Raw genomic sequence first — 25710 nt, 5'->3', positions numbered from 1 at the left:
AGCGATCGCTGTTACACCATTAAGCCAAACATTTGCATTATGGGGCACAGGAGCCTGGTAGCCCGATTTCAGCTAAAGATCCAACTACATATTGCTGCCTCAATCGAGTAAATATGGCTGAAATCACTCTTTTGAATTTCCGAAAATATTAAATTTAATGGAAGTTTTAAGATATCAAGAGGGGTGTACGCTACCTAGTAGTCTGTCAAGTTTTATTTAATAGGTTCATAGTTTGCGATTTAGAGCAAACTACGGACAATCCGCGACAGACCAGTAGATGGGAATGCGTCAATAGAGGACTCAATCAATGGGATATGTAATTTCTACTGCAAATATGAAAGGTGGCGTTGGTAAAACCACTCTCACCGTCAATTTAGCGACTTGTTTAGCTAAAAATCATGGCAAACGGGTGCTCGTCCTTGATTTAGACAGCCAAATTAGCGCCACACTCAGCTTGATGTCGCCTTTAGATTTTGCCAAGCGTCGTAAACAAAGCAAGACATTTAGGTATCTGATAGACCAAGTTATCAATCCAGATCCACAAGCAAAACTCACAATTCAAGATATCGTTCAATCCCAGGTTTGTAATCTTCCAGGACTAGATTTATTACCGGGAGATATCGATTTGTATGATGAATTTGTTGTTTCAGAAATGCTCCATAAACAAGCAACTGCTTTGGGTGAACAGGACTTTGAAACGATTTGGAATCGGTTTGAAAGGGTCTTGATTAACAACATCTTAAAACCAGTCCGTCAAGAATATGATTTTATCCTTCTCGATTGTGCACCGGGCTATAATCTATTGACTCGTAGCGCTTTAGCTGCTAGCGATTTCTACATACTTCCTGCTAAACCAGAACCATTATCTGTAGTAGGTATTCAACTGCTAGAAAGACGAATTGCCCAATTAAAAGACAGTCACGGACATGAAACCAAGATAGATATAAAAATGTTGGGAATTGTATTTAGTATGTCCAGCGCTAATCTTCTCACTGGCAGATACTATAAACAAGTTATGCACCGCGTTGTTGAAGATTTTGGTGTAGAAAAAATTTGTAAAGTACAAATCCCAGTTGATGTCAATGTTGCAAAGGCTGTTGATAGTTTTATGCCCGCTGTTTTAAATGCTCCCCAATCAGCAGGTTCAAAAGCTTTCTTTCAGTTAACTCAGGAGTTGTTGCAAAAACTATAGCCCTACTTAATCATTCATGAAAAACACGATTTCCGACTTATTAAATAGGTCGGAAATCTGAGCTTTTCGATTTTAATCAAGGTCTGAATAAAGATAATTTCTACTGGCTTCGTGAGAAGCAAGCTACATGGGAAAAATCTCAAATCTAAAATTCTTTATTCAAGAAAAAAACTTCAGGCATGGAGTCAATCTCAAATCTCAAATTTAAAATCCCAAATTCAGTAATAACTAAGTTGTTTTTTCCTAAAGTTCAGCAGTTATACGGAAGCTATAAGCAGTGAGATTCAGTTATTGAGTGAAAAGGTCAGTAAATCTCACTAAGAAAAAATGGTTAGTAACGATTCTGCACGGGCAGAGAAAAATCAGCACTTGCTAATGCGCCTACCACGGACTCTGAGTTATCTCGAAACCTGGGGCTTTGGGTTAACGGGTCATGTTGGATGGATTGGTACTGCGCCCATTATTCATGCAGCGTTAGGGCCTAAAGCTATCTTAGTTTGGTTTTTTGGCACGATCGTTTCCTTTTTGCTTAATTTGCAGGTACAAAGTCTAGGTAGATATTGGTCAGATGTCGCCGGAGGAACACCAAACTATACCACAAGGCTATTAGAGAACTTTCCTGCTTTAGGCCGTTACGTAGCACTAGGATATTTTTTTAGCTGGGCAGCAGCACCAGCACTATACGCAATTATTCTCACCAACCTCATTAAAGTCAATTTTGAACCATTAGGTATTTCTTTCCCAGAAAATTTATTAAAAGTTTTATTTACAGCGATTCCTTTTATTTTGGCATTCAGTGGCACGCGTGCTTTAGCACTCCTGCATTTATTTTTTGTATTCCCAGCAATTTTATTACTGTTATTATTTTGTATTCAAGGTGTACTATGGTTAGCCTTCTCAACTTCTAGTTTTAAATTTCTCCCAATTAGCACACATAGCCTGAGCTTTGAAGAATGGGCAAAGTGGTTTTTTCTAGGTAGCTACTCAATTTTTGCTTGTGAAACCACTTCTTCTTTTGTTGCTGATAGCCGCCACCCATATAAAACTTTAAGTTTCTTAACCGTAGCGGCTTGGTTAATTCCTCCAGTCTTTTTAGGTGGTTCTTGGGTATTAATGTGTTCGGCTCCAAATCCAACAATAGGTGATGATGCATTCTTAAATCTGGTAGAGGCTTCTAAACCTTTTTGGGGTGAATCTGCCTCCTTTCTAGTAACACTTCTAATTACTATATCTTGCCTTCTAAGTTCTGCTACAGCGGTTTCCAATTCTCCTCGAATGTTATACCAGCTTGCCTTAGACAGACAGATTTCTCCCATATTTGCATTAGTTTCCCGTCAAGGTGTCCTTGGCCCTGCTATTTTAGTTACCTTTCTACTCAGTTTGCTTTGTCTCAATTTGGGAAATATATCTCAACTTGTCACAGTAGCAGGTACTTGTTATCTCATGTCCATTATGGGACTACATCTGGGATTATGGCTGTGTCGGGGACAACCACACGTGTTATGGCCTTGGTGGTCACTTGGTTTTTTCTTAGTAGAACTAGTAGTTCTCATAGTGGGAGGTTTAGCTTGGAATTGGATAGATTTTTTAGTAGGATTATTATTACCCATTATTCTGATGATCGGAGATGTAGCCCTACGTCGCTTAAGATTTGCACCATTACACCCCAAATGGTGGACACAGCGTTACGACACTAGAGCTATTAAAAACAACTCAGACTTTGTGGTACTACAAGTAATTGTTTTAGTATCATTAATTTGTATTACTGCCACAATCAGTTGGGTTATCCGCGATTTATTAGATAGACTTTCTACTAATCCTCAAAACTCTTTACTAGCTATTCTGTTAGTGACACTATCTTTTACAGGGGTAGCGATCGCTTGCTGGACAACTTTACCACAAATTATTGCTATTGATGAGGCACGCAAACAAGCAAGAAACTTATTTATCACTACTCTCGATACTGTTCCAGATACGGTTTTAGTATTAGATGAAAAAGGTATAATTTGTCAAACCAATGCTGCTGCTGAAGAATTATTTGAAACAAGCATTCAACAGTTGCTTGGGAAAAACTTGAATCAACTCCTAATGTGCTATCGCGGTACACCGGAACAATGGTCTATTAGAAGTGAGCAAAGTTTAAGAATAAACCAAGGTTTACGAATTGTTGAATCGACTATTTCACAGCCATTTAATTCCCAGCTACGGGAATATATTGTAATTGTCCGTGATATCACTAAGCGGAAGCTAGCAGAGGAAGAATTAGTTCAGTACCGTTATCAGCTTGAGCAGTTGGTGCTAGAGCGCACCATTGAACTTATTAGAGTTAATCAACAACTTCAACAAGACATTATCAAGCGTCAAGAAGCACAAGAGCAATTACTACACAATAGTCTTCATGACGGACTAACTGGATTGCCTAACCAAAGATTATTTATGGAACGGGTGCAGCAGGCAATAGAACATAGTAAACAGCAAAATAATTATTTATTTGCTGTCCTCTTCTTAGACCTAGACCGCTTTAAAGTTGTTAATGACAGCCTTGGACATCTACAAGGAAATCAACTTTTGATTGCAATTTCTCATCGGCTAAAGTCAGTTCTGCGAGTCGGAGATATAGTTGCCCGTTTTGGTGGAGACGAGTTCACAATATTACTTGAGGAAATTGAAGATATCAGCACCGCTATACATGTAGCCGAGCGAATTAAAAAGGTGCTAGCTTCGCCATTTCAATTAAACGAGCATCGGGTGTTTACTAATGTTAGTATTGGCATCGCTTTAAGTAAAAGAGATTATGAGCAAGCAGCACAGATTCTACGCGATGCCGATGTAGCAATGTATTGCGCCAAAGCACTTGGGAAAGCGCGTTATGAGGTTTTTGACCCAAAGATGCACGAGGGTGCAGCTTTGCTCTTGGAGTTAGAAACTGCTTTACGTCATGCGCTGCTCAAGCAAGAAGATTTTCGTCTTGACTACCAGCCAATTGTTTCACTGACAACTGGCAAAGTTATTGGATTTGAGGCACTGATACGTTGGTATCATCCAGAGCGAGGACTTATTTCCCCACAAGATTTTATTCCCCTGGCTGAGGAAACGGGAATGATTGTTAGTATCGGGGAATGGGTGCTTTATGAAGCCTGCCACCAAATGCACAGATGGCATCAACAATTTCCTACTTCACCACCTTTGACAATTAGCGTCAATTTTTCTGGTAAACAAATCACGCAACCCGATGTATTTAAACAGGTTAAACATATTTTGCAGCAAACTGGACTGGAGCCATGTTGTTTGAAATTGGAGATTACTGAAACTTTGTTGATGGATAATTTTGAATTAGCTACCACTGTACTTTCTCAGTTAACAGCGCTGAATGTCGAGACGCACATGGATGACTTTGGTACTGGCTATTCATCCTTGAGTTATCTGCACCGCCTACCAATCAAAACCATTAAGATTGACCGCTCTTTTGTTACCAGTATAGGTAGTCGAGGAGAAAATTTAGAAATTATTCGAGCGATTGTGACATTAGCCCATAATTTAAATATGTCTGTAACAGCAGAGGGGATAGAAACTGTAGAGCAATTAGCACAATTGAAGGCTTTACAATGTGATTATGGACAAGGGTATTTTTTCTTATCACCGATGGAACGTGCAGAAGTAGAAAGACTACTTGCTGCTAACTTATGCTCCAAAAACTTTTTAAAGAGATAAAATCTTGGGATCAAATTCTGTTTAGAGAAACACTTTGTAAAATTGGGTGATCAATTTCACTTGAGAATCTATATTAGTGTAGTACTGACTGTAGCTGAAAATCATCTGCATTATTAACTAACCCTTCTTCTAATAAAAGTTCGCTCACAAAAATATCAATTTTCTTTCTATCGATATTCTGCATGACTACAATATGTACCCAATTTTCAGAAACTGCTAACTGCCACTTTTTAATTAACCTTTGGGAAGGTTTTTGAAAGACTACGGTATTGGAAAAATTATTGAGCATACATGGATATTCTCTGATTTGAAGTTGTTGGAAAAGATATTGGGCATTATCAATACAGGTCTTTGCTTCTCTAGCTAATCCATCATAGCCTCTTGTTTTCGTTGCATACCAGAGAATCAGAGGGGTATGACCGTTTCTAGACCCCAGAATTGTTGTATCTGTTGAACCAATATATTCAATTGCTGTTTCAACTTTTTCTACCCATTTCTTTTTAGTCAAAACTACACCGCAAGGCAAGGGAGAACCAATGAATTTAGCAGAAATGGCTACACTATCTATGGGTTTTTGAAAGTTAACTTGTGGAGCGCCATCTAGAAACGGTAATATTAATCCTGAAAGAGCGGCATCACAATGAATGTAGTAATCTTTAATCTGATTGCGCTCTAAAATTTCTAGAACTTTGTCTAAGTTATCAATCGCACCTTTGACAGTAGTGCCAATATTTAAATTGATGATCGCTGGATAACTACGATTCTCACTAATTAATTTTTCAAAATGTTCATAATTCATCTCTCCATTAATTTGTGAATTAACAACATTATGTTGAATGCGAAATAATCTGGCTGCTTTGGGTATGGAGTAATGAGAGTCTTCTGAGGAGTAAAGAATCCCATTAGGGTAGATTTCTCTTGCTAAAAACATTCCATATAAATTACCTTCAGTCCCGCCAGCAGTAATATAACCCCAAAACTGATTTTCTGGAATCTTATAGAGGTGAGCAAAAAAAGATAATACTTCTTGCTCAAACTTACGAGAATGAAGACCAAAATCTGGCTCAATATATGGATCTCCAGCATTATTTAACAGAAAATTAAAAAATTTTGCGATCGCACTGTAGTCAGAACTTAAATTATATGGATAACCTGCATGAAACTGCGATCGCTGTTCTATTTGCAGCAAAAAATCTGCCAACTCTTTAGCAACTTTATCTGACATATCTTTTCTTTAAATCTCTTGAATCTTAAGTTAATGGATGTTTTAGTCTAAATTCTACGTATTAATCCATACCTTTATATTTTCTTAATAATGTGGTAGTTCGGTTCTTTCTTTGACAAGAATACAGTGACAATACGTAGATATCTTCAGTATAAATACCCAAATTTTTTGTTCATAAGTCTATTACCCTTAGAATTAGACCTTTCAAGATGTTGTGTAATAGCTTGATTTATAGTTTGCTCAAAAGAGATGAAAATCTACTGGGTTGAGAATCGAGATGTTGCTGGGGCAGGTGTTTGAACGTTTTATAACAGAAAGTCCAGTTTCGGTGATGTTTTGTGGACTTTTAGAGAAAACACTATGTCCCTAGATACTGAATTAACTATTTTTGTTCGTAGTGCGAAAACTCAATACACTCGCGAGTTATTATTCTCGACATCCGTGAATTTAATGAGCCTAATTTTTTGTGGAGTCGAACTATCATACATCCAGCCCACCAAGCATCCTCTGAATCCCACGCCAGTTGCTTCAATGACGGGAATCTCCGTTAGTACAGACTTTTGTAGAGAAATGAAGGAGAATAAGCCTCTAAATTTTAAAAAGGATTATAGAGTAAACTAAAGTACAGACCGTTTTCTTGTAATGTTCTCTCATTTGAGTTAACAGATACTAGAGGAATTCCCCAGTCAAGACGAAGGGTGAAGCGATCGCCTTGTGACCAACGCAACCCCAGACCAACAGCAGCTAAAGTATTAGTATCGGGATTCTCTCTACCAGAACTATTCCAGCCAACACCAAAATCCACAAAGGGGACAACCTGTAAGGTGCTATCTATCTGGGGTAAGCGCAGAATCGGTACTTGAACTTCAGCAGAAAGAAAAGTACCATTATCCGTCAGTAAGTAATCTTGACGGTAGCCGCGAATGCTATCCTGCCCACCTAAGCCAAATTGCTCTAAAGGCAAAAGTGTTCTGGATGCGAGTTGCGTATTTAAACGAAGTAAAAATAAGGTTTCAGGAGCTAAAAGGCGGGCCCACTGCGCTTGTCCTTGCCAAGCAAAAAAACGGCTATCGGGAGGATTTTGATTAATCGTGGGATTCAATACATCTATGCCCAAACTGAATTGAGAACGCAGGGCGATGACTTCACGACTGTTACGACTCGTCCATTCTTGAAAAAATCGCAACGCAGAGACCCTGGTACGTCCTTGTTCATCAGCACCTAAACCGGGGAAAGGTAGTCGCTCTCCTTCAATATAAGAAGCTTCACTTTCCCGTCGCGAGGCTGTCAACCCAAGGGCAAATTCTTGTGTAGGAGTTTGAACTATGGGCTGGCGGAATGTTAATTCGTAATAGCGAGAATCCGATTGGATATCTAAAACGTTGAAAGGAGGTTCAATGACATTGCTGGATGTGATGCCATAGTTTAAGGTGAGGGTTCCATTGCGGGGATTGAGTGGTAATGTATAGCTGGCATCAAAGGAGTTGCTACCATCGGTATTAGTGTAAGCTACACCCAGAGAATCTCCCAGTCCCAATAAGTTGGCTTCATTTAATTGTAATCGGCGGCGGAAACTGCCAACACTTGGCGATCGCCCATTATCAAGAACTATTTGGCTACTAAAGGTTTTTGCCTCGCTGACTTTAACTTCTAAAAGACTTGCACCAGTCCGTGATCCTGCGGAGAGTTCCGCAGTCACATTTTGAATCAAAGGATTAAGTTGCAAAAGTTGCAGTGCCTCTAGTAGACGCTGGCGATTGAGAGGCGGTGATGTCGCTATTGCTAGTCGGCTGCGGACATAATTCTGATTTAACCGTCGAGTTCCAGTTATCTGGATGTCTTCTAATTTACCTTCGACTACCTGAATTTTGACAACACCAGATTGGATTGTTTGGGGTGGAATATAGGCACCAGAAGTAATGTAACCATTGTTGACGTATAACTCAGTAATTTTAGAACGTGCTTGATAAACTTCAGTCAGCGATATCGGTCGTTTGGTAAATTCAGCAGTGGCTTTAGCTAACTCTTCGGGACTGAAGACTGTACTACCAACAACTTCAAACCGTTCCACAACAATAGTTTGAGGAAAGTTGCCGGGGATTGGTTCTTCAGGTGTGGGAGTTGGGGCAGAGGGCGGAAATAATTCTGCTGGTGGGGGAAGTGGCTGTGGCAGTTCAGGTGAGGGAGTTGGCAAAGGTGCGGGTGGTTGGACATCCTGCGGTGGTGGGAATTGTTGTGACAGGATGAAATTACTAGTTGGTAATTGTGTAGTATCAACAGCCTGAGCTTGCAGTGGACTAGAAGATATGTTGCTGAGAAATACCAGCATACTCAGCGGTAAGCAGGACACTATAAGATTCTGAGGATATTTATCAATCATCGCACTGGACTATTTTTTGTCAGAAACTATGGGATTATACGGGGACTGCCTCAGATGTGAATCTTACTTCATCTTCTGTCGCTAAAGTTGATATCTTGGGTAAATCTCAATTTAAAAGCGAAATTATCTGGTTATTGCAGACTTAAAAGTATTGACAATGTTCAATCTGCATCAGCAAGCAGATATGTTGAAATTATCTATTGCTGCGGGAGAAATAGACCTCAAGTATTTAGAGGAATCAGGGCTTTGTGTATGGAAAAACTCAGGTTACACTCAATACTGCTTGGGTAAAGCATTTTGAACTCGGAATTGGGTTTGGGGAAAAGGTTAAAGGGTAAAGGTTTTTTCTTTCCCCTTTCCCCAAACCCAATTCCCCAAAACCCGACAAGTATTGAGGTTACACTTATGACTTTAGAAGGTAAGCAAAAACATTTAGTCCATATCTCGCTGCTTAAACATTCCCATCAATTTACGTTTACGAGCGTGGGTTTGCATCAAATTGTCCCGATAGCTTAACCAGTCAGCTTTCTTGCCAGATTTCAAGTAGGCATTACGTGCCTTTTTCAACCATTCAACCGCGTAATAGTAGTATTCGGCTTTACCTGCATCCATAATCTTTTCGGCACGGCGACGAGCATTAGCAATCACCCAACTAGGATTGTGAGAGATAGCAGCATCCATAACTCGGTGAATCAACTCTGAATCATAAGAACTGAGTTCACTAGCGATCGCAATTGCATCATCAATTAGCCCTTCATGCAAGAATATATCCACCTTGGCTGATTCTGTTCCCCAAACGCTATCAGTACGGATAATCCTCAGCAAGTCTGTTTTGACACTTTCCCAGTTTTCCCCAGCCAATTCTGCCATCTTTTGGTAGTCAGCAAAGGAGGGCTTCACTTGAAAAGCCGCCTTGATTGCTAATAAAGCAGCTTCATTATTACTTAACTCCAGAGCTAAATCACTTGTCCAAATCCCCAATTCGTACTGAGAATTACCTGGTAAATTTAATCCACTCTGGGCTATATCTAGTGCTTGCTGTAATGCCCCCTGAACACTGAGTGTTTTCGCTAGGGCAAAAGCCTCTTCCATTGAGATCATCTGGGTTTGAGCAGCATCAATTGCTTCTTCCACCCTACCTAAACGCCCTAGCATTGTCAGATATTGCTGGGTTTGCCCTTCTGCTTCTGCTAAATACAGGTATTCTTGAGAACGTTCCTGACGTTCAAGAATTTTCAGGCGAATTAGTGCCAAATCATCAGCGTAGTCTGGCACATCTTCTTCCCAAGCTCCCCTTTCAGTAATATTACCTTGGAGAACTTGTAGCAATGGTGGATAATCCCAACCTTGGCGTAAAGCTTCCATAACTAGACCAAAATCAACATTCCACTCATCTTGCCAAGCTTCTAAATTTATTTGAATATCAACTTTTTCTTCTGGAGTGAGTTCGGTGCTGAGAATTGCTTCACACCAAGCATGATTCAATTCCTCCACAAGTTCATCGTTTTCAGCACCGTATTCTGCAACATCATCCCAATTTTCCACACAGGTAGAAGTAATCGCTTCCAAAATAGCGATCGCATTTTCACCCTCTCCCCGTTCGCTAAAATTTACGGCAGTTTGCACTACACTCAGCAATTCCTCAGCAATTGGGTCTTCTTCGTAACCCTCCTCAAAGTAGCGCACGGTATTCTTGAGAATCTGCCGTACTTGCCGCCGAAACGGAATCGGATCAATAGTACTGCGGCGCAGGGATTTTATAGTTGTTAGCTTGTCAGCAGGATTCGTCATCCAACTTACATGGCGATCAATCGCCTCAATCATTGGTGGGTATTCAGCTACCAACTCTTGCAACAGCCTTTGAGTTTGGATATAATCCAGGCGATTTAGTAATTGTTCTAGGGTGGGGCGCTGCTCAATACTTTCTGAGTTACGCGCACAGACAAGCATCGTGGCTACAATGTGTTTGCACCACCCGTCAAAGTCGTAAGCACAGGTGCAGTTGACTGAAGTTAACCCACTGCTATCGAAATTCAGGTTGACATGATAAGGTCTAGCTTGAGTGCCCATAACATCTGCCTGAACCAGATGACCACGTTGGGTAATAGCATTGACAGCACCAGCCTTATAGTATGCCTCGCCCCGCTGGAAAGATTTGGCGTTGGCATGACGGCGGATAGTAAATTCACTAATTTGGGGAATAGACATCGAGCGATCGCCTGCGTAAATCTTTTGGATCAATCCTAAATCCAGCTTAGGTGTTCAGCTAACGCGCTGTAAAGAAAAAGGTGTGGGGATTGGGGATTGGAGATTGGGTATTGGGTACTGGGGATTGGGAATTGGAAAATAGTATTTTTGGCGTTGCATATTTATTTGCGGGATGGGCCGAAAAGCCACTGGTGTCTACTTTTGCCAAAAATAGCGTACTGATTGGGTGTTGTTCACCCGCCAGGGATTGTAAATCCCTGACTAATTGCTCAAGTCTACTGAAGTAGACTGAAAATTTTTGCAATCTTTAGTCCTCTTCAGAGGACTTTAGCTATGAGACAGGGATTTACAATCCCTGGCGGACGTGCTGGCGGACGTGCGGTTTCGCGTTAAGTTGACACCAGTGGCATCTTGCCCGTCCCTTGTATTTCAGGGCGGGCGAGACGCCCACCCTACAAGAATCATCCCTTGATTCAGCAACGCCGTATTTTTAATATTATTTCCTAGTCCCCAGTCCCCACTCCCCAGTCCCCAGTCCCCACTCTAAAGTCTAAAAAAATAAGTATCTAGATTTGACTATAATTACTGAAAACATCCATCTTTTCGCCAGAAGTGATTGAATCATAATCTAAGTTAGCAAAACCCGAACGTTAAATCAGTAAATAGTTATCAGGCGTATGGTAGGGATCTAAATCAGTTACCAGTTCCTAGTGTTCACTGATACAGCAGTTTGCAAATAAGTAAGGTACAAAATGCAGGACTCAAAATCAGATATAAAGAGTTTCTGCCCTCTGCCTCCTGCCTTCCTTGATAACTGATAACTGTTAAAGGGGTTGCGCTGATTGTCGGTCAAGTTGAGAATAAATAGGCGAAGCACACGGGGAAACTAACGTGAGTCAAGAATTTGATTACGATTTAGTAATTATCGGCGCTGGTGTAGGCGGACATGGCGCAGCCTTACACGCCGTAAGTTGCGGTCTGAAAACAGCGATTATTGAAGCTGCTGATATGGGAGGAACCTGTGTTAATCGGGGCTGTATTCCTTCTAAAGCGTTGCTGGCGGCCTCTGGACGTGTGCGGGAGTTACGTGATGCCCACCACCTCAAGTCGTTGGGAATTCAAGTTGGAAGCGTGGAATTTGATCGCCAAGCGATCGCTAACCATGCTGGTAATCTCGTCTCGAAAATTCAAGGCGACTTAACCAACAGCCTCAAACGTCTAGGAGTCGATATCATCAGGGGTTGGGGAAAAATTGCTGGGGCACAAAAAGTCTCTGTCACCGGAGACGGTGGTGAAAAAACCATCACAGCCAAAGACATCATTCTTTCCCCCGGTTCAATTCCTTTTGTGCCTCCAGGAATTGAAGTAGACGGCAAAACTGTCTTTACCAGCGATCAAGGTGTCAAGTTAGAGTCGTTACCAGATTGGGTGGCGATTATTGGTAGTGGTTACATCGGCTTAGAATTTTCTGATATTTACTCAGCTTTGGGTTGTGAAATCACCTTGATTGAAGCCCTAGATCAGTTAATGCCAGGATTTGACCGCGATATTGCCAAACTTGCTGAACGGGTGCTGATTACTCCTCGCGATATTGAAACGAAAGTGGGGATATACGCCAAAAAAGTCACTCCTGGTTCACCTGTGGTAATTGAGTTAGCAGATTTTAAAACCAAAGAAGATGTAGATGTCATCGAAGTAGATGCTTGCTTGGTGGCTACGGGACGCATCCCAGCGACCAAAAATCTTGGTTTGGAGTCTGTGGGTGTAGAAGTTGATCGGCGGAACTTTATCCCCGTTGACGATCGCATGGCCGTGCTGTCATCTGGCGAAGTAGTGCCGCATCTGTGGGCAATTGGCGACGCGAATGGGAAGATGATGTTAGCACACGCGGCTTCTGCTCAAGGCATCATCGCAGTAGAAAATATAGTTGGGAGGGAAAGAATAGTAGACTATCGCAGCATCCCCGCAGCAGCATTTACCCACCCAGAAGTCAGCTATGTGGGCTTAACAGAAACCGCAGCTAAGGAGTTGGGACAAACCGAAGGGTTTGAAATTGCCACAAGTCGGAGTTACTTCAAAGGAAATTCCAAAGCGTTGGCAGAAAATGAAGCCGACGGTATTGCCAAGGTGATATATCGCAAAGATACAGGAGAAGTCTTGGGCGTCCACATTTTCGGACTGCACGCCTCAGATTTAATTCACGAAGCATCAGCTGCGATCGCAAACCGTCAATCTGTCCAAAGCCTCGCACACCTAGTTCACGCCCACCCGACACTCTCAGAAGTCCTAGACGAAGCTTATAAACGAGCCATTTAGTCATTTGTCCTTTGTCATTTGTCCTTTGCTAATAAACAAGGACAAATGACCACTGACTAATGATCAATGACCAATGACCAATGACTAATGACTAATTATGCAAATTCGCCGCCGTTCACCTAACCCAGCTATTGATGTATCTATATTGCGTTATCAGGCTGTCGTGCCTGATGCCGCGCCAAAGCACATTTTGGAGGAAATTGTCTGGCAGAAAGAAGTAGAGTATGACCAAATGCGGGAAAAGGTTCCTTTGCAGCAATTGCTTAAGCAAGTACTTACTGCGCCGCCAACCCGTGATTTTGTCGCCGCCTTGCGCCAAGGTAAAACTAATCCAGCATTGATTGCCGAAGTCAAAAAAGCTTCACCTAGCAAAGGCATTTTACGAGAAGATTTTGACCCAGTAGCGATCGCCCAATCTTATCAGCAAGGTGGTGCCAGTTGTCTTTCTGTGCTGACGGATGTCAAGTTCTTTCAAGGTAGTTTTGATAACTTAGCAAAGGTTCGGGCAGCCGTAGATTTGCCCCTACTGTGCAAAGAATTTATCGTTTACGCTTACCAAATATACTTGGCGCGAGTTCAGGGTGCAGATGCTATTTTGTTGATTGCAGCTATTCTCAGCGATCAAGATTTGAAATACTTCCTCAAAATTGCTAACAATCTAAAAATGGCAGCCTTGATTGAAGTCCATAGTTTGGCAGAACTTGACCGTGTGTTAGCCTTAGATGGGGTTTCCTTGATAGGAATCAATAATCGCAATTTAGAAGATTTCTCTGTTGACTTGCAAACCACTTGCCAACTTTTGGCTGCAAGAGGTAGCCAATTGCAAGAGAAAAACATCCTTGTTGTCAGCGAATCAGGACTACACAACCCAGAAGATTTGAGTTTAGTGCTTACAGCAGGTGCATCCGCTGTACTCATTGGAGAATCTTTGGTAAAACAACCAGATCCCGGCGCTGCGATCGCCCGTATATTACCGAGGAATTTCTGAAAAATTACACCTCTCCTGCGCTAATAAGGGGCGCAGGGCAACTAACTGCACACAATAGTTGGGCAATTGGGCACACTATGCGTAGACACGCAACACTTTGCCATCAAGTATCATCAATATCTTTGCCAAATCTTCATTGCTAATCAAATCAAAGCCATAAGCAACTAGTTATTTATTATGTAACAATTCATTAATAAGAGACAAACTCTCATTAATACAAAATCCCAAATATGAAATCAAAATTTAACTTCATGGAGCAAATTCCTCTACCTTCACCTATTCACTACGAACTTATACTTCAACTTTTAGAAAGACAAACTATGTTAGCAGTCAATGATAATCCAGATTTAAGGCATCAGGTGAATCAGCTAATTATTACTCTCCGTAAAGCTGCTGTGCAGCAAAAGCGACTAGAAGAAATTTGCGAGTTTTCCTCTGTAACTATTGATCATCGTTGGTCGATCAACCACCATAACGATAGCAAAGTTGTTGCCCCCGATTGAAGCTGATAACTTACATATCTCAACCTCAAATTTGGCATCTTTAGTTAAGTTATATTACCATTATCAGAAAATGTCTCTGTGTATTGAAGGGGTAAGTACTCAAAATTTCCGCCACACTTGCTTGACCCAAAAGCAAGGTTTGGGGTGTGATTTTAAATCCTCTATATAGACTCTAGTTACAGAACTTTCTCTGCTTTGTAAAAATATATAGAAATGCTAAATTAGTATTTGAAATCGGCAGTCTTAACGCTTAAAGTTTAGTTGATATAGATTTTACTTGATTGAGCTAGTTCACTCAATTTATACATAGTTATTGTTGCTCTAACTACTAACTTAGCTGTTGACAATTTATACAATAATTATCTTAATGCTGTAGAAAAAATATCATCTTTACTAAGATTTTAGCTCTGAAAAAGTTCATCTTGATTTAGAAGAAATTGTAGATCAGTTAAAATATTGATGAGATTCTCTCTCGAATTTAACGAAAGATGAAATATAACAGCATTCACGAACTACTCAGAAATAATCAGGCTTGGGTTGCCGAAAAGCTAGCTATAGATCCAACTTACTTTGAAGAATTATCTAATGGACAAACACCACCTTTTCTATACATTGGGTGTTCTGATAGTCGTTTGGCATTAACAAGATTTACCCGTACAGAACCCGGAGAGTTATTTGTACATCGTAATATTGCCAATCAAGTTTCTCTAACGGATATAAATTTTTTAGCCGTTTTAGAATACGCAGTTTTACATCTTAAAGTAGAACACATTATCGTCTGTGGTCACTACGATTGTGGAGGAATTAAGGCGGCTTTAGAAGGGAGAACCATCGGAATTCTTGATAACTGGGTAAATCCGATTCGGGAACTGTATTTACAGAAACAAGAAGAAATTGATACCTTGCCAACAAGAGAAGAACGTCTCAATCGTTTGGCAGAAATCAATGTTGTGGCGCAAGTGAAAAATCTTTACCAAACTTCTATCATGCGTCAGGTACTATATGAACGAAAAGCGCCTATGGTGCATGGTTGGGTACTAGATATAAGCACTGGGTTGATCAAAGATTTGAATGTCTCAACTGTGCAATGGCAATTACACATCTGCCCCTTGCTTTTGGAGTTTAGACTTTATGCTATGTTAAAAAATGAGAGCTAATTCGGTATTTACCGCCAGATAAAACCTGAACCAATACGCTTGAGATTATTATAGATTTTTGTTTAATAAAACTTATAAATACAAAGCAGGTAATTTATTTACCTTCTTTCCATCCTCTGTATAGAAATGTACTCATTGAGGCCCTGACTCAATTTATCACTGGATGCAGAGCCTCCAACCTACCCTGCAAAGATTATTTCTTAGCAATTATCCACACTGCATGAATAATTCCAGGAATGTAACCAAAAAGCGTCAAAAGTATATTAATCCAAAAGTCTACGCCAAAGCCTACTTGTAAAAAAACTCCCAAAGGCGGCACGAAAATGGCACACAAAATCCGAACTAAATCCATTTAAACCTCCTATTAATCTCACAAAAGACAGCTTGTTGGTGAAGTTATTCATCACTTTTCAAGCATATTTGTACCTCTCAAAGATAACATTCTCTCTGTTCATCTAGGTCATGATTTAGATGCGGTAAACCGTACTTAACATTAGCCACCGCTGATTTTGGCTTTGTAACCTAGCTTGGTCAAAATATCGAAAATTTTCTGCTTGTGTTCGCCCTGAATTTCAATTTCGTTATCTTTAACTGTCCCACCTGTGCCGCACTGGGTTTTCAACTGCTTCACCAAATCTGCCAAAGTTTCCGGTTTGACTTGAAAACCACTAATTACTGTGACGGTTTTCCCTTTGCGTCCTTTGCGGGAAGCTTGTACTTTAAGATTTTGTTGTTGTGGGGGTAGTTCTGGAATTGGTCTTTCTATGGCCGCGGAGTTGTCGTTGCCAAATTCGCGGTAGACAAAGCCTTTGTCGGAAGATTTGGGATTGGAAGAAGACATAAAATGAATGTTAAGAAAAATTTCAAAGGCAGTGGAAACTTCTACGCAACCATTCTGCTGGGATATCAATTTCTAGGCTAACATCACAAATCCATTGCAAGGGATTAGGCATCGGGTATGGGGCATTGGGCATGGGGCATTGGGCATTGGTTCTTATCCCCCTGCTCCCCAGTACCCAATCCCCAACCCCCAGATATACCCCAGACTTTCTATAATAATTAAGTCATTCCCGTCATCAAAAACAGCCTGTGACTACCACTCCCCTATCTCCAAGTTCAACTGCTCAAGTTCCCGATATGCTAGGTCGCTTTGGGCGCTTTGGCGGTAAGTATGTACCTGAAACGCTCATGCCTGCCCTTGCTGAATTAGAAACAGCTTATGAGCAATACCGCAATGACCCTGGTTTTCAAGCAGAACTACAGCAGTTATTACGAGACTATGTGGGACGTGCAACACCATTGTATTTTGCTGAACGCTTGACTGCTCATTATGCCCGACCCGATCGCACGGGGCCGCAAATTTACTTAAAGCGCGAAGATTTAAATCATACTGGCGCTCACAAAATCAATAATGCCCTTGGTCAGGTATTGTTGGCGAAACGCATGGGTAAGCAAAGGATTATTGCCGAAACGGGCGCTGGACAACACGGAGTTGCTACAGCTACAGTTTGCGCTCGTTTTGGGCTGGAATGTGTAATTTACATGGGCGTTCATGATATGGAACGCCAATCTTTAAATGTGTTCAGAATGCGGTTGATGGGGGCAGAAGTGCGTCCAGTGGAGGCAGGAACAGGAACCCTGAAAGATGCCACTTCTGAAGCAATCCGCGATTGGGTGACAAATGTGGAAACCACTCACTACATCCTCGGTTCGGTAGCAGGGCCCCATCCTTACCCGATGATGGTACGTGATTTTCATGCAGTCATCGGCCAAGAAACTCGCGCCCAAGCAATGGAAAAATGGGGTGTATTGCCTGATATTCTCTTGGCTTGTGTGGGTGGTGGTTCCAATGCTATGGGACTATTTTATGAGTTTATGAATGAGCCTTCTATACGGTTCATTGGGGTTGAGGCAGCCGGGGAAGGTGTCAATACCGAAAAACACGCCGCAACCTTGACAAAAGGACGAGTTGGTGTATTGCATGGAGCAATGAGCTACCTGCTGCAAGATGAAGATGGGCAAATCATTGAGGCACACTCAATTAGTGCAGGTTTAGATTATCCCGGTGTGGGCCCAGAACATAGCTATTTAAAGGATACTGGTCGCGCTGAATACTATAGTGTGACGGATGCAGAGGCTTTGGCAGCATTCCAGCGATTATCGAAATTGGAGGGAATTATCCCAGCATTGGAAACAGCCCATGCGATCGCCTACCTCGAAACCCTCTGTCCCCAACTAACCGACAGTCCTCGGATTGTAATTAACTGCTCTGGACGTGGTGATAAGGATGTACAAACAGTAGCTAAGTTATTAAATCCTGCATAAATATACTTACAATTCTTGGGAGGAAGCAATGATGGATCAACAATTCCAACACGCGATGCTACCGCAACCCACTCACGACGAGTTGGCACGCCAAAACTTTGTGCAAAGTCTGAAAATGCACATTTTCAGGAATATCTCTCCTGGTAATAAGGTAGTTTATGAAAAACTAGGCAAGCCGAAGTTTGAACAAGAACATCAGCGTCCTCCCCAGAATCGTTATGAAATTCGGGAAGTAATGCAGCACGAACCCTACTATCGCTGGACTAGTGCCCTTAAGCGCATCAACCAGGAAATGTTATGGGATGCTGTAAATGCCAATGTTGACAGACAGCTACCAGAGTTAATTGAGCGTTCCAAGGACAAGGGTAATGAACTGGGTACTTTAACCCTCGACCCAAACTTTCAAATACCTACTCATCAAAAAGCTGTAGACATTCACTGTATGCCCGGAGGATATCACAGTGAATTCACAGATGATGATGTCGCTGCCGGCGCAACCTACGATCGCGGCGCTTACGTTTATGGTCTAGGTTGGTTGGGGCCGCTCAATGATGATATGGGGCTATCTATAGTCCAGAACTACCTCCTACCAGAGTATCCTGACTTTCGACCCCGAAAAATTCTCGACATGGGATGTTCTGTTGGAAATAGCACATTACCATACACAGATGGTTTTCCAGATGCAGAAGTCCATGCTATAGATGTAGGCGCATCTATGTTGCGTTACGCTCATGCAAGAGCCGAAGCCTTGGGAAAACGGGTACACTTCTCTCAACAAAATGCCGAACATACTAACTTTCCGGATGAATCATTTGACTTAGTGGTTTCTCACATTTTGCTGCATGAAATTCCCCCGCCATCTGTGCGTAAAGTTATGCAAGAATCTTATCGTCTACTGGCTCCTGGCGGCATGATGATCCATGTGGAAGCACCCCTATATCGTCACATGGATATTTATACACAATTTATTTATGATTGGGAAACCGCTAACAACAACGAACCCTTCTGGAGTGCTGTACGCGATTTGGATTTAGTGCCGCTAGCTACTGACGCTGGTTTTACAGCAGATAAGGTATTTGAGAAATTTGTCCCTAATGGGGCATGGAAAGCAAAAGTAAGTAACTCAGGCAGCCAAGGCAGTTGGTTTGTAGTTGCTGCAACTAAGTAAGAATTCGTAATTCGTAATTCGTAATTCGTAATTCGTAATTCGTAATTCGTAATGACGCTCCTGCGTCGCTTTCGTAATTGAGGAAGTCAGATTTTCTCTGAGTTTCCTTCTTTTCTATGTGTGGTCTGATTTTTGGAGAATTGGTATTAGGATGACAAAAATAGCCAAGGGTAAACGGCCTGTTTACTTAGAAAATCCGCAAACTGATAAATTGTTAGCGATCGTCATGGCTTTAACTGGCGAGGTATCCGTGCTGCATGAGCGGCTAGACACCATTGAACGGTTGCTAGAGGTTAAAGGTATTTTATCGGCTACTGAGATTGAAGCTTACGAGCCGGATGCCAAAGTAACTAAGGAACGGGAACAGTGGCGTGCAGAATATATTGCGCGGGTGTTGCGTGTGGTACAGGAAGAGTTAGAAACCCTCAACCAAAGCTAGGCACTCAGAGGTTTTAGTGGAGAAAGTTATGCCATTTGTACAGAAAAAATACTACTAGTGATAGATGTGAATTTTTCATGAACATTACAAAGTTTTCGTAAAGTCGTGAATGTAACCGTTTTTTGGTAGCTTTTGAACGAAAAACGCCAGAAACAGGAGTATATAGACTTATAAGCAATTTGTCACATTGGCAGTAGTTTGGTTAGATTGTCTGGAACTTTATTTTCAGCAAATGATTAAAACAACAATCTATGCCGTTGCTTTAGGCACTATTGCTCTTAGTAGTGGGGCGATCGCTACTCCTGTAACAAATCAAACTTTTACGCCGCTATCTTCACAACTATCAAATAATACTGTTAAAATTGCAGCATTGAGCTATGACACTGCCGCGATAGAACAGTCAGTTTTCAACCAAATTAATAGCTACAGAGTTTCCCAAGGGCGACTAGCGCTGACTCGAAATTCTTCCATCGATAATCAAGCCAGGATTCACAGTCAGAATATGGCTAATGGTAAAGTTGGCTTTGGACATACTGGATTTGCACAGCGTGTTGTAGCAACTGGTATTCCTTACAAAGCAGCTGGTGAAAATGTCGCTTACAACCAGGGATATGCTGATCCTGCTACGAAAGCTGTACAAGGTTGGCTCAAAAGTTCAGGGCATCTTGCCAATATCAGAAATCAGAATTATAGCTTGACGGGGATTGGTGTTGCTGTCACCAGTTCCGGCAAAGTTTACTTCACACAAATATTTATGACACCAAGATAGATCCCAAAAGTGTAGCAAAATTTTGGTTTTTTCCTTGTTAGCTAATCTTTTGTCAAATATTGAGTAATGTAGTTTCAATGACATTTGTCTATTGAATACTACATTATTTTTTTAGTAATGCATGAAAATCTGAAATTCTCAGCAAAAGTAAGCATGGTTTTCATGAAGTTGACCCAATACGGTTCGGTTAAAGGGGAAAGGGAAAAGGGGAAAGGTTTTGAATACATCCTTTACCCTTTTCCCCTTACCCTTTCCCCAGACCACAAGGAAAATGAAAAATGCTTATCCGAACCGTATTGGAAGTTGACCTATTGAAGTATTGACAATAACAAATGATTATTTGTGTTCCTCGTAAAGGATATAGCCAAATTGCCGAAATTCATCAATCCTTAATAGTATCGTGGTATATATCGTCGGAACAATGAGGTAGAGTATAAGTCTTATATCTCTACACATTACGCAATTCTCCATGTTCCGACAAACTGCTTTTGGCATCGCTTTAAGTGCGCTTGTCCTTGCTAGTGGATTAACGACTGTTCCGATACCAAATCACACTTCTACGAATACATCCACCCGTAATAAGCTGTTGTCACTTTTTTCCAGTCAGGCTGCAATATCGACTCCTACTTTTAAAACTACGGAGCTAGAAAAATCAGTATTTGACCAAATTAATCGATATCGGGCTTCTAAAGGACTGCCAAAGTTGACCCTAAATGCTAGTATCACTCGACAGGCAAGAATTCATAGTCAAAATATGGCTAAAGGTAAAACCCCATTTAGCCATCAAGGCTTTGAAGGGCGAGTCAAAGCTATCACTCTGCGCTACAACAGTGCGGCGGAAAATGTTGCTTTCAATCGGGGATATAGCAACCCCGTGGAGGAAGCTGTTACTGGTTGGATCAACAGCCCCGGACACCTAAAGAATCTTAAAGGAAATTACAACCTTACTGGAATTGGCGTTGCTACTAATAATCAAGGCGAAGTCTACCTTACACAACTTTTCTTTCGGGCTAGGTAGATTTAATTTTTAATTTGTTTGCACAATAATAATGTATTGTCTGACAATACTTTTGTCTGTTGGACACTGCTATTATTTTTGGACAATTCATGACATTACCAGATTTTCAGGTGAGCGATCGCGACCTTAGTGACGCAGCCCTTGAACAGTATTTAGAATCGACGGCGATCGCAGTTGATACAGAAACGATGGGATTATTGCCGTTGCGCGATCGCTTGTGTCTCGTCCAACTGTGCAACCTTGAGGGGAAAGTGACTGCAATCCGCATAGCCAAAGGACAAGCAGACGCTCCAAACTTAAAAAAACTCTTAGAAGCGGCGAATGTCGTAAAAGTATTTCACTTTGCTCGTTTTGACCTTGCCACTTTGCGAGCCAATCTGGGGATTCAGGTTGGGCCTGTTTTTTGCACCAAAATTGCCAGCAAGTTAGCCCGTACTTATACAAATCGCCACGGACTAAAAGATGTGGTGCAAGAATTAGAACAAGTGGAACTGGATAAAAGCTCTCAAAGTTCTGATTGGGGTAACGCCGCTAGTTTATCTGAAGCTCAATTAAGTTATGCTGCCAATGATGTGCGCTACTTACTTAGTGTGCAACAGAAGCTAATAGAAATGCTCAAACGAGAAGAACGTTGGGAAATTGCTCAAGAATGTTTTCAATTTCTACCAACTATAGTTTCCTTAGATTTGTTGCAATTTAAGGATTTGTTTGAACACTGATGAAATAGGGAATGAGAAGTAGGGACAATAAATTTTGACTGCTCGTCGCTCCAGACTACTGAACTGTCAAGTTTAAATTGATAGGTAAGCAAGCTCGTAGTAAGGACTTTAGTCCTTATTTTATTTTCTAAGCACTAAAGTCCTGACTACAAAACTTTAATTATTCACACCTACTTACTCAAGTGCTTTTTACCTAAGATCCAACGTTGGAATCATTAGTGTCTCTAGGAGTTTTAGATTCACTAACACCTTCTTTGAGATTACTGGCTCCCTCTTGAATGCCTTCTTTGAGGTTACTTGCTCCCTCTTGAATGCCTTCTTTGAGGTTACTTGCTCCCTTCTTAATGGCTTCCGTGGCGCTAGTCCCTCCCTTTTGCAGATTTTCTTGGTGATTTTGTAGCCGAGCTACAACATTGTAGTCATCTGCACCTGGGGGAGTTTTTGATTCAATAATGCCTTCTGTTGGACCACCAATCGCCTTCCATGCGCCAAGACCACCTTTGAGTTGGGAGACATGCTCAAATCCATTAGAACGTAGTTGCTGCGCGGCTTGAGCAGTTTCTTCTTCATTCGCACCGTAAACGTAAATATCACGGCTTTTATCCAAAGAAGGCACTGCACGTTCTACCAATTCATCTACTGGCATGGGCATCGCTCCCATAATATGACCTTGGTTGAAGGTGTTGCGATCGCGCACATCCAAAATTGTAAAAGCTGGTTCGCCCCATTCCAGGCGAGACTTCAAGACATGAGCATCAGATTGTGCTTCTATTGGTGGCTGTGGGGGAATGATCCCGCCTACTAAATTATTTGCCATAACTGCTCCTTGCTGACGATATTAATAGCAATTTAACTAACTCAATATATTTAATTGCTCTTTCGCTGGTATGAATATCCTCGAAATCTCTCCTCAGATAGACTGGGTAATTTAAATAATTTCTACCAATTAATCAATTGCGAATACAACCATTTAATACTATGGAAATACAAAATTTTCTATTAATACAATTAAATAGATTTAAAGTTTCTATTTCTGATGTTGTACTAATTTAGTCAAATTAGAATTGTTTGAAATCTTCAAACAATTCAGAAAACTAATTATTTGAAAAGGAAAAAATCAGCTTTTAATATATTAATTTTGTACCCTTTCAATATCAGCGATCGCTAATAATAATGTCTCTTCAATCTCCTGCCGTACTCTTGGACTTACATAAGCAGCGCTATTGAGACAATCTACCAGCAACTTATTGACATCGTAATATTGCTGAAGTAATTCTTTTTGCTGTTCGTTGAACTGCCAGTAATAACCAATATTGCGATATTTAATCAGTATATTTCTTAATTGTTCACCCCAGATTTTACCCTTAGCTTGCCACCAATCCCTAAATTTATCTAGATTGCTGTCTATAGGTGGCAGTTGTTTTTTAAGTTTTTGCAGCACTTGCTTCAATTTAAGATCAACAACAAGGTCAATAGCTTCATCAAAGGCAATGGCAAAGGCATGAACATGATCAAGGGCATCGTTAAGACTATGCTCAAAAGCAAAATCAAGTTCGTTAACACAGGCAACAGTACTAAACAGAAACTCATCAAGAGCAAGCTCAGGGTCAAAAGCTATGTTACCAACAAGGGCGTACTCAAGATCATAACCAGAAGTATAGACAAAGGTACGAGGTCTATTGCAAGAGCTTTGTTCAACGCAAACGAGGTAAAAAGCACGAACGGCTGCTGCTTTGTAATTAGTAGAGATTGAACTAGATTTTTGACGCAGCCAGTTTAAAAAATATTGTAATCTCTCGTCGCTAGCCATTAATAAATCAATTTTTTGTTTCATTATCTGTAGTATTTCATCAGAATTCGACAACATACTAACAGTTAGTAAAAATACTTCTTGCCAGTGCTTTTCGGTCATGTGACTAACCAGACTGTTCCAAGATTGGACTTGGGAAATCTCAACAATTTTTCTAGCTGTGAAATACTTTTGGAGCGTCAAATGAGAAAAAGAGTAAATTTCTTGTGCCCTTTGCACTAATAACCCATCTTGTACTTCAATTGCCTTCAAAACTGCTTCTCGATCTAGCTGCAATTGAGTTCCTTCTAAGTTAATTCCTTCTAATGTATCTAGATAGTCAGCAATAAGTTGCAGAATTTTTTCCTTTTCAAAGAAGTAATCTTCTTGCTCAAAAGTTATAAATGCAAGTTTACAAAGGAGCTTTTTTTTACTTAATGGAGTCAAATTACAACCAACGCGATCGCGTTTAACACCTCTAATTGCATCCCATCTGAACATTAAAATGTTCAGTGCTTGCTCATATAACTTGGCTGGACTTAAGGTGAATCCATCTTTTATTTGGAACCCTATGCAAATCCAATGTAACAGTATTGGAGTGACCGCTAATTCTCGGATATGCTGATTTTCTGGTAGATGTAACTGATTAATAAATAAATTTCCTATGGCTTCCCCATCTTCTCTAGAATTAAGAGCAACCGCAACAAACCATTTTTTGACAAAAACTTCCACTTGCTCTTGGTCAAAGTCTGCCACCTCAACTTCGGTAAATCCCTGAAATCTATATTTCTGGGCAGCAATTCGACTGCTAATAACAAACTTATTTTTGTAAAAACTCTGGGTAAATCTACGAATTTCTACTGTGACTTTATCTGCATTTTCTGCTGGTACTTCATCTAATCCATCTAGCAAAATCAGTAATTTGCCCTCAGTCAGCAGAATTTTAGTTGATTCTTTTTCAATACCGCAACTCAGAAATTCTTCGCTAATGTAGTTCAATATATTGAATTGGCTGTCACTTTTAGCATCTTCAGCAAGTTCTTTCAGCCTAATAAAAGTTGCGATGCGGTTTGGCTGAAACTCGCCTTTGTTACACTCAATTGCAAGATATTGTAAAAATGTGGTTTTACCTGACCCTGGTTTACCCAGCACTATTAGTTTTGAGTGTTGCAATACCGCCTCTAAGCCTGGTAATCGTCTCTGACGCTTATATCCTCCAAGTTGATTAAAGTTCGATTCAGATTTGAAGTCTTTCAACAGGTCAGAAATTTCTCGCCATTCCAGGCTAGTTATCTTCTCTAAGACATTAATATTAGTGTAAATATCCATCAGTTGGACTGTCTGGGAAATGTCCAACATTTGCATGGTATTGCACTGGTCTTGAATTTTGTCTTGGCGCTTTTGGCGCACTTCCCGCACCAATGTATCGAGGTCAGCACCTTTGAATTGCGCTTTAGGAGTTGCATCAAATGCTACATCTTCAGGTAGGCTAGCTACTTTTTGCCAAGATAATCCTAGCTGTTGACAAATTTGGACAAAACAAGAGCGGGAAACTGACTCACCTGCAAAAAATTTGGAAACTGGTTGACGTGTAATTCCTAAAGCTGTTGCTAATTTATGCTGACTCCAAGTTTTGTCTGTTAAAGCTGTTTTTGCTGCCCTTATACCTTCTGGTGATGCTCTCAGTCCTTGGCTTATCATAGTCTCAGGCTGAAACTTGTAGTATAGTATATGCTTAAGAGGGTAACTACATGTAAATGCACCAGGGTAGATTTTCGTAGACCTTCTTCAAGAAGACATAGT

Annotated in this window: 20 protein-coding genes and 1 pseudogene; 13 read left to right on the top strand and 8 right to left on the bottom strand. The window is 40.9% G+C overall.

The genetic code is table 11. The features are described 5' to 3' along the window. Nucleotides 1-307: 307 nt before the first annotated feature. Together ACWATR_RS20050 and ACWATR_RS20045 are read left to right on the top strand one after the other, a co-directional pair. Nucleotides 308-1192, top strand: coding sequence for a ParA family protein (locus ACWATR_RS20050; protein WP_460336115.1), 885 nt, complete (start codon nt 308-310; stop codon nt 1190-1192). Between the two features lie 327 nt (nt 1193-1519). Beyond that, nucleotides 1520-4903: an EAL domain-containing protein gene (locus tag ACWATR_RS20045; protein ID WP_460336112.1), complete on the top strand. Its 3384-nt coding sequence runs from the start codon at nt 1520-1522 to the stop codon at nt 4901-4903. A gap of 73 nt (nt 4904-4976) precedes the next feature. On the opposite strand, the gene ACWATR_RS20040 is transcribed toward ACWATR_RS20045, so the two are convergent. Continuing rightward, the gene (locus tag ACWATR_RS20040) at nt 4977-6128 is read right to left on the bottom strand and encodes a histidine decarboxylase (RefSeq protein WP_460336110.1); all 1152 of its coding nucleotides are present in this window, start codon (nt 6126-6128) and stop codon (nt 4977-4979) included. 595 nt (nt 6129-6723) lie between these two features. Continuing rightward, nucleotides 6724-8508, bottom strand: a complete 1785-nt coding sequence (locus ACWATR_RS20035; protein ID WP_460336107.1) for a ShlB/FhaC/HecB family hemolysin secretion/activation protein — start codon at nt 8506-8508, stop codon at nt 6724-6726. A gap of 157 nt (nt 8509-8665) precedes the next feature. On the opposite strand from ACWATR_RS20035, the gene ACWATR_RS20030 reads away from it, so the two are divergent. Further along, nucleotides 8666-8809 carry a hypothetical protein gene (locus tag ACWATR_RS20030; RefSeq protein ID WP_460336104.1) on the top strand — a complete coding sequence of 48 codons (144 nt, stop codon included), beginning with the start codon at nt 8666-8668 and terminating at the stop codon, nt 8807-8809. Nucleotides 8810-8940: 131 nt separating this feature from the next. On the opposite strand, the gene ACWATR_RS20025 is transcribed toward ACWATR_RS20030, so the two are convergent. Together ACWATR_RS20025 and ACWATR_RS20020 are read right to left on the bottom strand one after the other, a co-directional pair. Beyond that, nucleotides 8941-10716 carry an SWIM zinc finger family protein gene (locus tag ACWATR_RS20025; RefSeq protein WP_460340554.1) on the bottom strand — a complete coding sequence of 592 codons (1776 nt, stop codon included), beginning with the start codon at nt 10714-10716 and terminating at the stop codon, nt 8941-8943. Nucleotides 10717-10774: 58 nt separating this feature from the next. Next, nucleotides 10775-11020: a hypothetical protein gene (locus ACWATR_RS20020; protein ID WP_460336102.1), complete on the bottom strand. Its 246-nt coding sequence runs from the start codon at nt 11018-11020 to the stop codon at nt 10775-10777. Between the two features lie 587 nt (nt 11021-11607). Between ACWATR_RS20020 and lpdA the strand changes: the two genes are divergently transcribed. The 4 genes from lpdA to ACWATR_RS20000 all read left to right on the top strand — a co-directional run bounded on the left by lpdA (nt 11608) and on the right by ACWATR_RS20000 (nt 15680). After that, the gene (gene lpdA / locus ACWATR_RS20015) at nt 11608-13032 is read left to right on the top strand and encodes a dihydrolipoyl dehydrogenase (protein WP_181928382.1); all 1425 of its coding nucleotides are present in this window, start codon (nt 11608-11610) and stop codon (nt 13030-13032) included. Between the two features lie 97 nt (nt 13033-13129). Next, complete coding sequence (gene trpC, locus ACWATR_RS20010) at nt 13130-14020, top strand: indole-3-glycerol phosphate synthase TrpC (protein WP_460336099.1); 891 nt, start codon at nt 13130-13132, stop codon at nt 14018-14020. A gap of 251 nt (nt 14021-14271) precedes the next feature. Beyond that, complete coding sequence (locus tag ACWATR_RS20005) at nt 14272-14523, top strand: DUF5340 domain-containing protein (RefSeq protein WP_069072137.1); 252 nt, start codon at nt 14272-14274, stop codon at nt 14521-14523. 488 nt (nt 14524-15011) lie between these two features. Continuing rightward, nucleotides 15012-15680 (top strand): carbonic anhydrase, encoded by a 669-nt coding sequence (locus ACWATR_RS20000; RefSeq protein ID WP_460336096.1) that lies wholly within the window; start codon nt 15012-15014, stop codon nt 15678-15680. 193 nt (nt 15681-15873) lie between these two features. Here the strand turns inward: ACWATR_RS20000 and ACWATR_RS19995 are convergent, their stop codons facing one another. Beyond that, nucleotides 15874-16032, bottom strand: a complete 159-nt coding sequence (locus ACWATR_RS19995; protein ID WP_069072139.1) for a YqaE/Pmp3 family membrane protein — start codon at nt 16030-16032, stop codon at nt 15874-15876. Between the two features lie 141 nt (nt 16033-16173). Next, the gene (locus ACWATR_RS19990; RefSeq protein WP_420760710.1) at nt 16174-16521 is read right to left on the bottom strand and encodes a translation initiation factor; all 348 of its coding nucleotides are present in this window, start codon (nt 16519-16521) and stop codon (nt 16174-16176) included. 248 nt (nt 16522-16769) lie between these two features. Here ACWATR_RS19990 and trpB point away from each other — a divergent pair, with 248 nt between their 5' ends. The 6 genes from trpB (at nt 16770) to ACWATR_RS19960 (ending at nt 22118) form a co-directional block, all read left to right on the top strand. Further along, nucleotides 16770-18005, top strand: coding sequence for a tryptophan synthase subunit beta (gene trpB / locus ACWATR_RS19985; RefSeq protein WP_460336091.1), 1236 nt, complete (start codon nt 16770-16772; stop codon nt 18003-18005). Between the two features lie 28 nt (nt 18006-18033). Further along, entirely contained in the window at nt 18034-19173 is a 1140-nt protein-coding gene (locus tag ACWATR_RS19980; protein ID WP_460336088.1) for a class I SAM-dependent methyltransferase, read from the top strand. A gap of 151 nt (nt 19174-19324) precedes the next feature. After that, on the top strand, nt 19325-19612 hold the full coding sequence (locus tag ACWATR_RS19975) for a hypothetical protein (protein WP_069072143.1): 288 nt from the start codon (nt 19325-19327) through the stop codon (nt 19610-19612). A 232-nt stretch (nt 19613-19844) separates the two neighbouring features. Beyond that, a complete protein-coding gene (locus tag ACWATR_RS19970; protein ID WP_460336085.1) occupies nt 19845-20381 on the top strand; it encodes a CAP domain-containing protein in 537 nt (178 codons plus the stop codon). Between the two features lie 469 nt (nt 20382-20850). Beyond that, a complete protein-coding gene (locus tag ACWATR_RS19965; protein WP_460336082.1) occupies nt 20851-21399 on the top strand; it encodes a CAP domain-containing protein in 549 nt (182 codons plus the stop codon). A gap of 89 nt (nt 21400-21488) precedes the next feature. Continuing rightward, the gene (locus tag ACWATR_RS19960) at nt 21489-22118 is read left to right on the top strand and encodes a ribonuclease D (protein ID WP_460336079.1); all 630 of its coding nucleotides are present in this window, start codon (nt 21489-21491) and stop codon (nt 22116-22118) included. Between the two features lie 370 nt (nt 22119-22488). Here the strand turns inward: ACWATR_RS19960 and ACWATR_RS19955 are convergent. Then, a pseudogene (locus ACWATR_RS19955) lies at nt 22489-22935 on the bottom strand (rhodanese-like domain-containing protein); the annotation flags it as partial. Between the two features lie 315 nt (nt 22936-23250). Continuing rightward, nucleotides 23251-25608: an NACHT domain-containing protein gene (locus ACWATR_RS19950; protein ID WP_460336076.1), complete on the bottom strand. Its 2358-nt coding sequence runs from the start codon at nt 25606-25608 to the stop codon at nt 23251-23253. Nucleotides 25609-25710 lie beyond the last annotated feature (102 nt).

Source organism: Nostoc sp. UIC 10890, assembly GCF_054786515.1.
The sequence above is the reverse complement of the archived record's forward strand: the minus strand, read 5'-3'. Positions and strand labels throughout refer to the sequence as shown.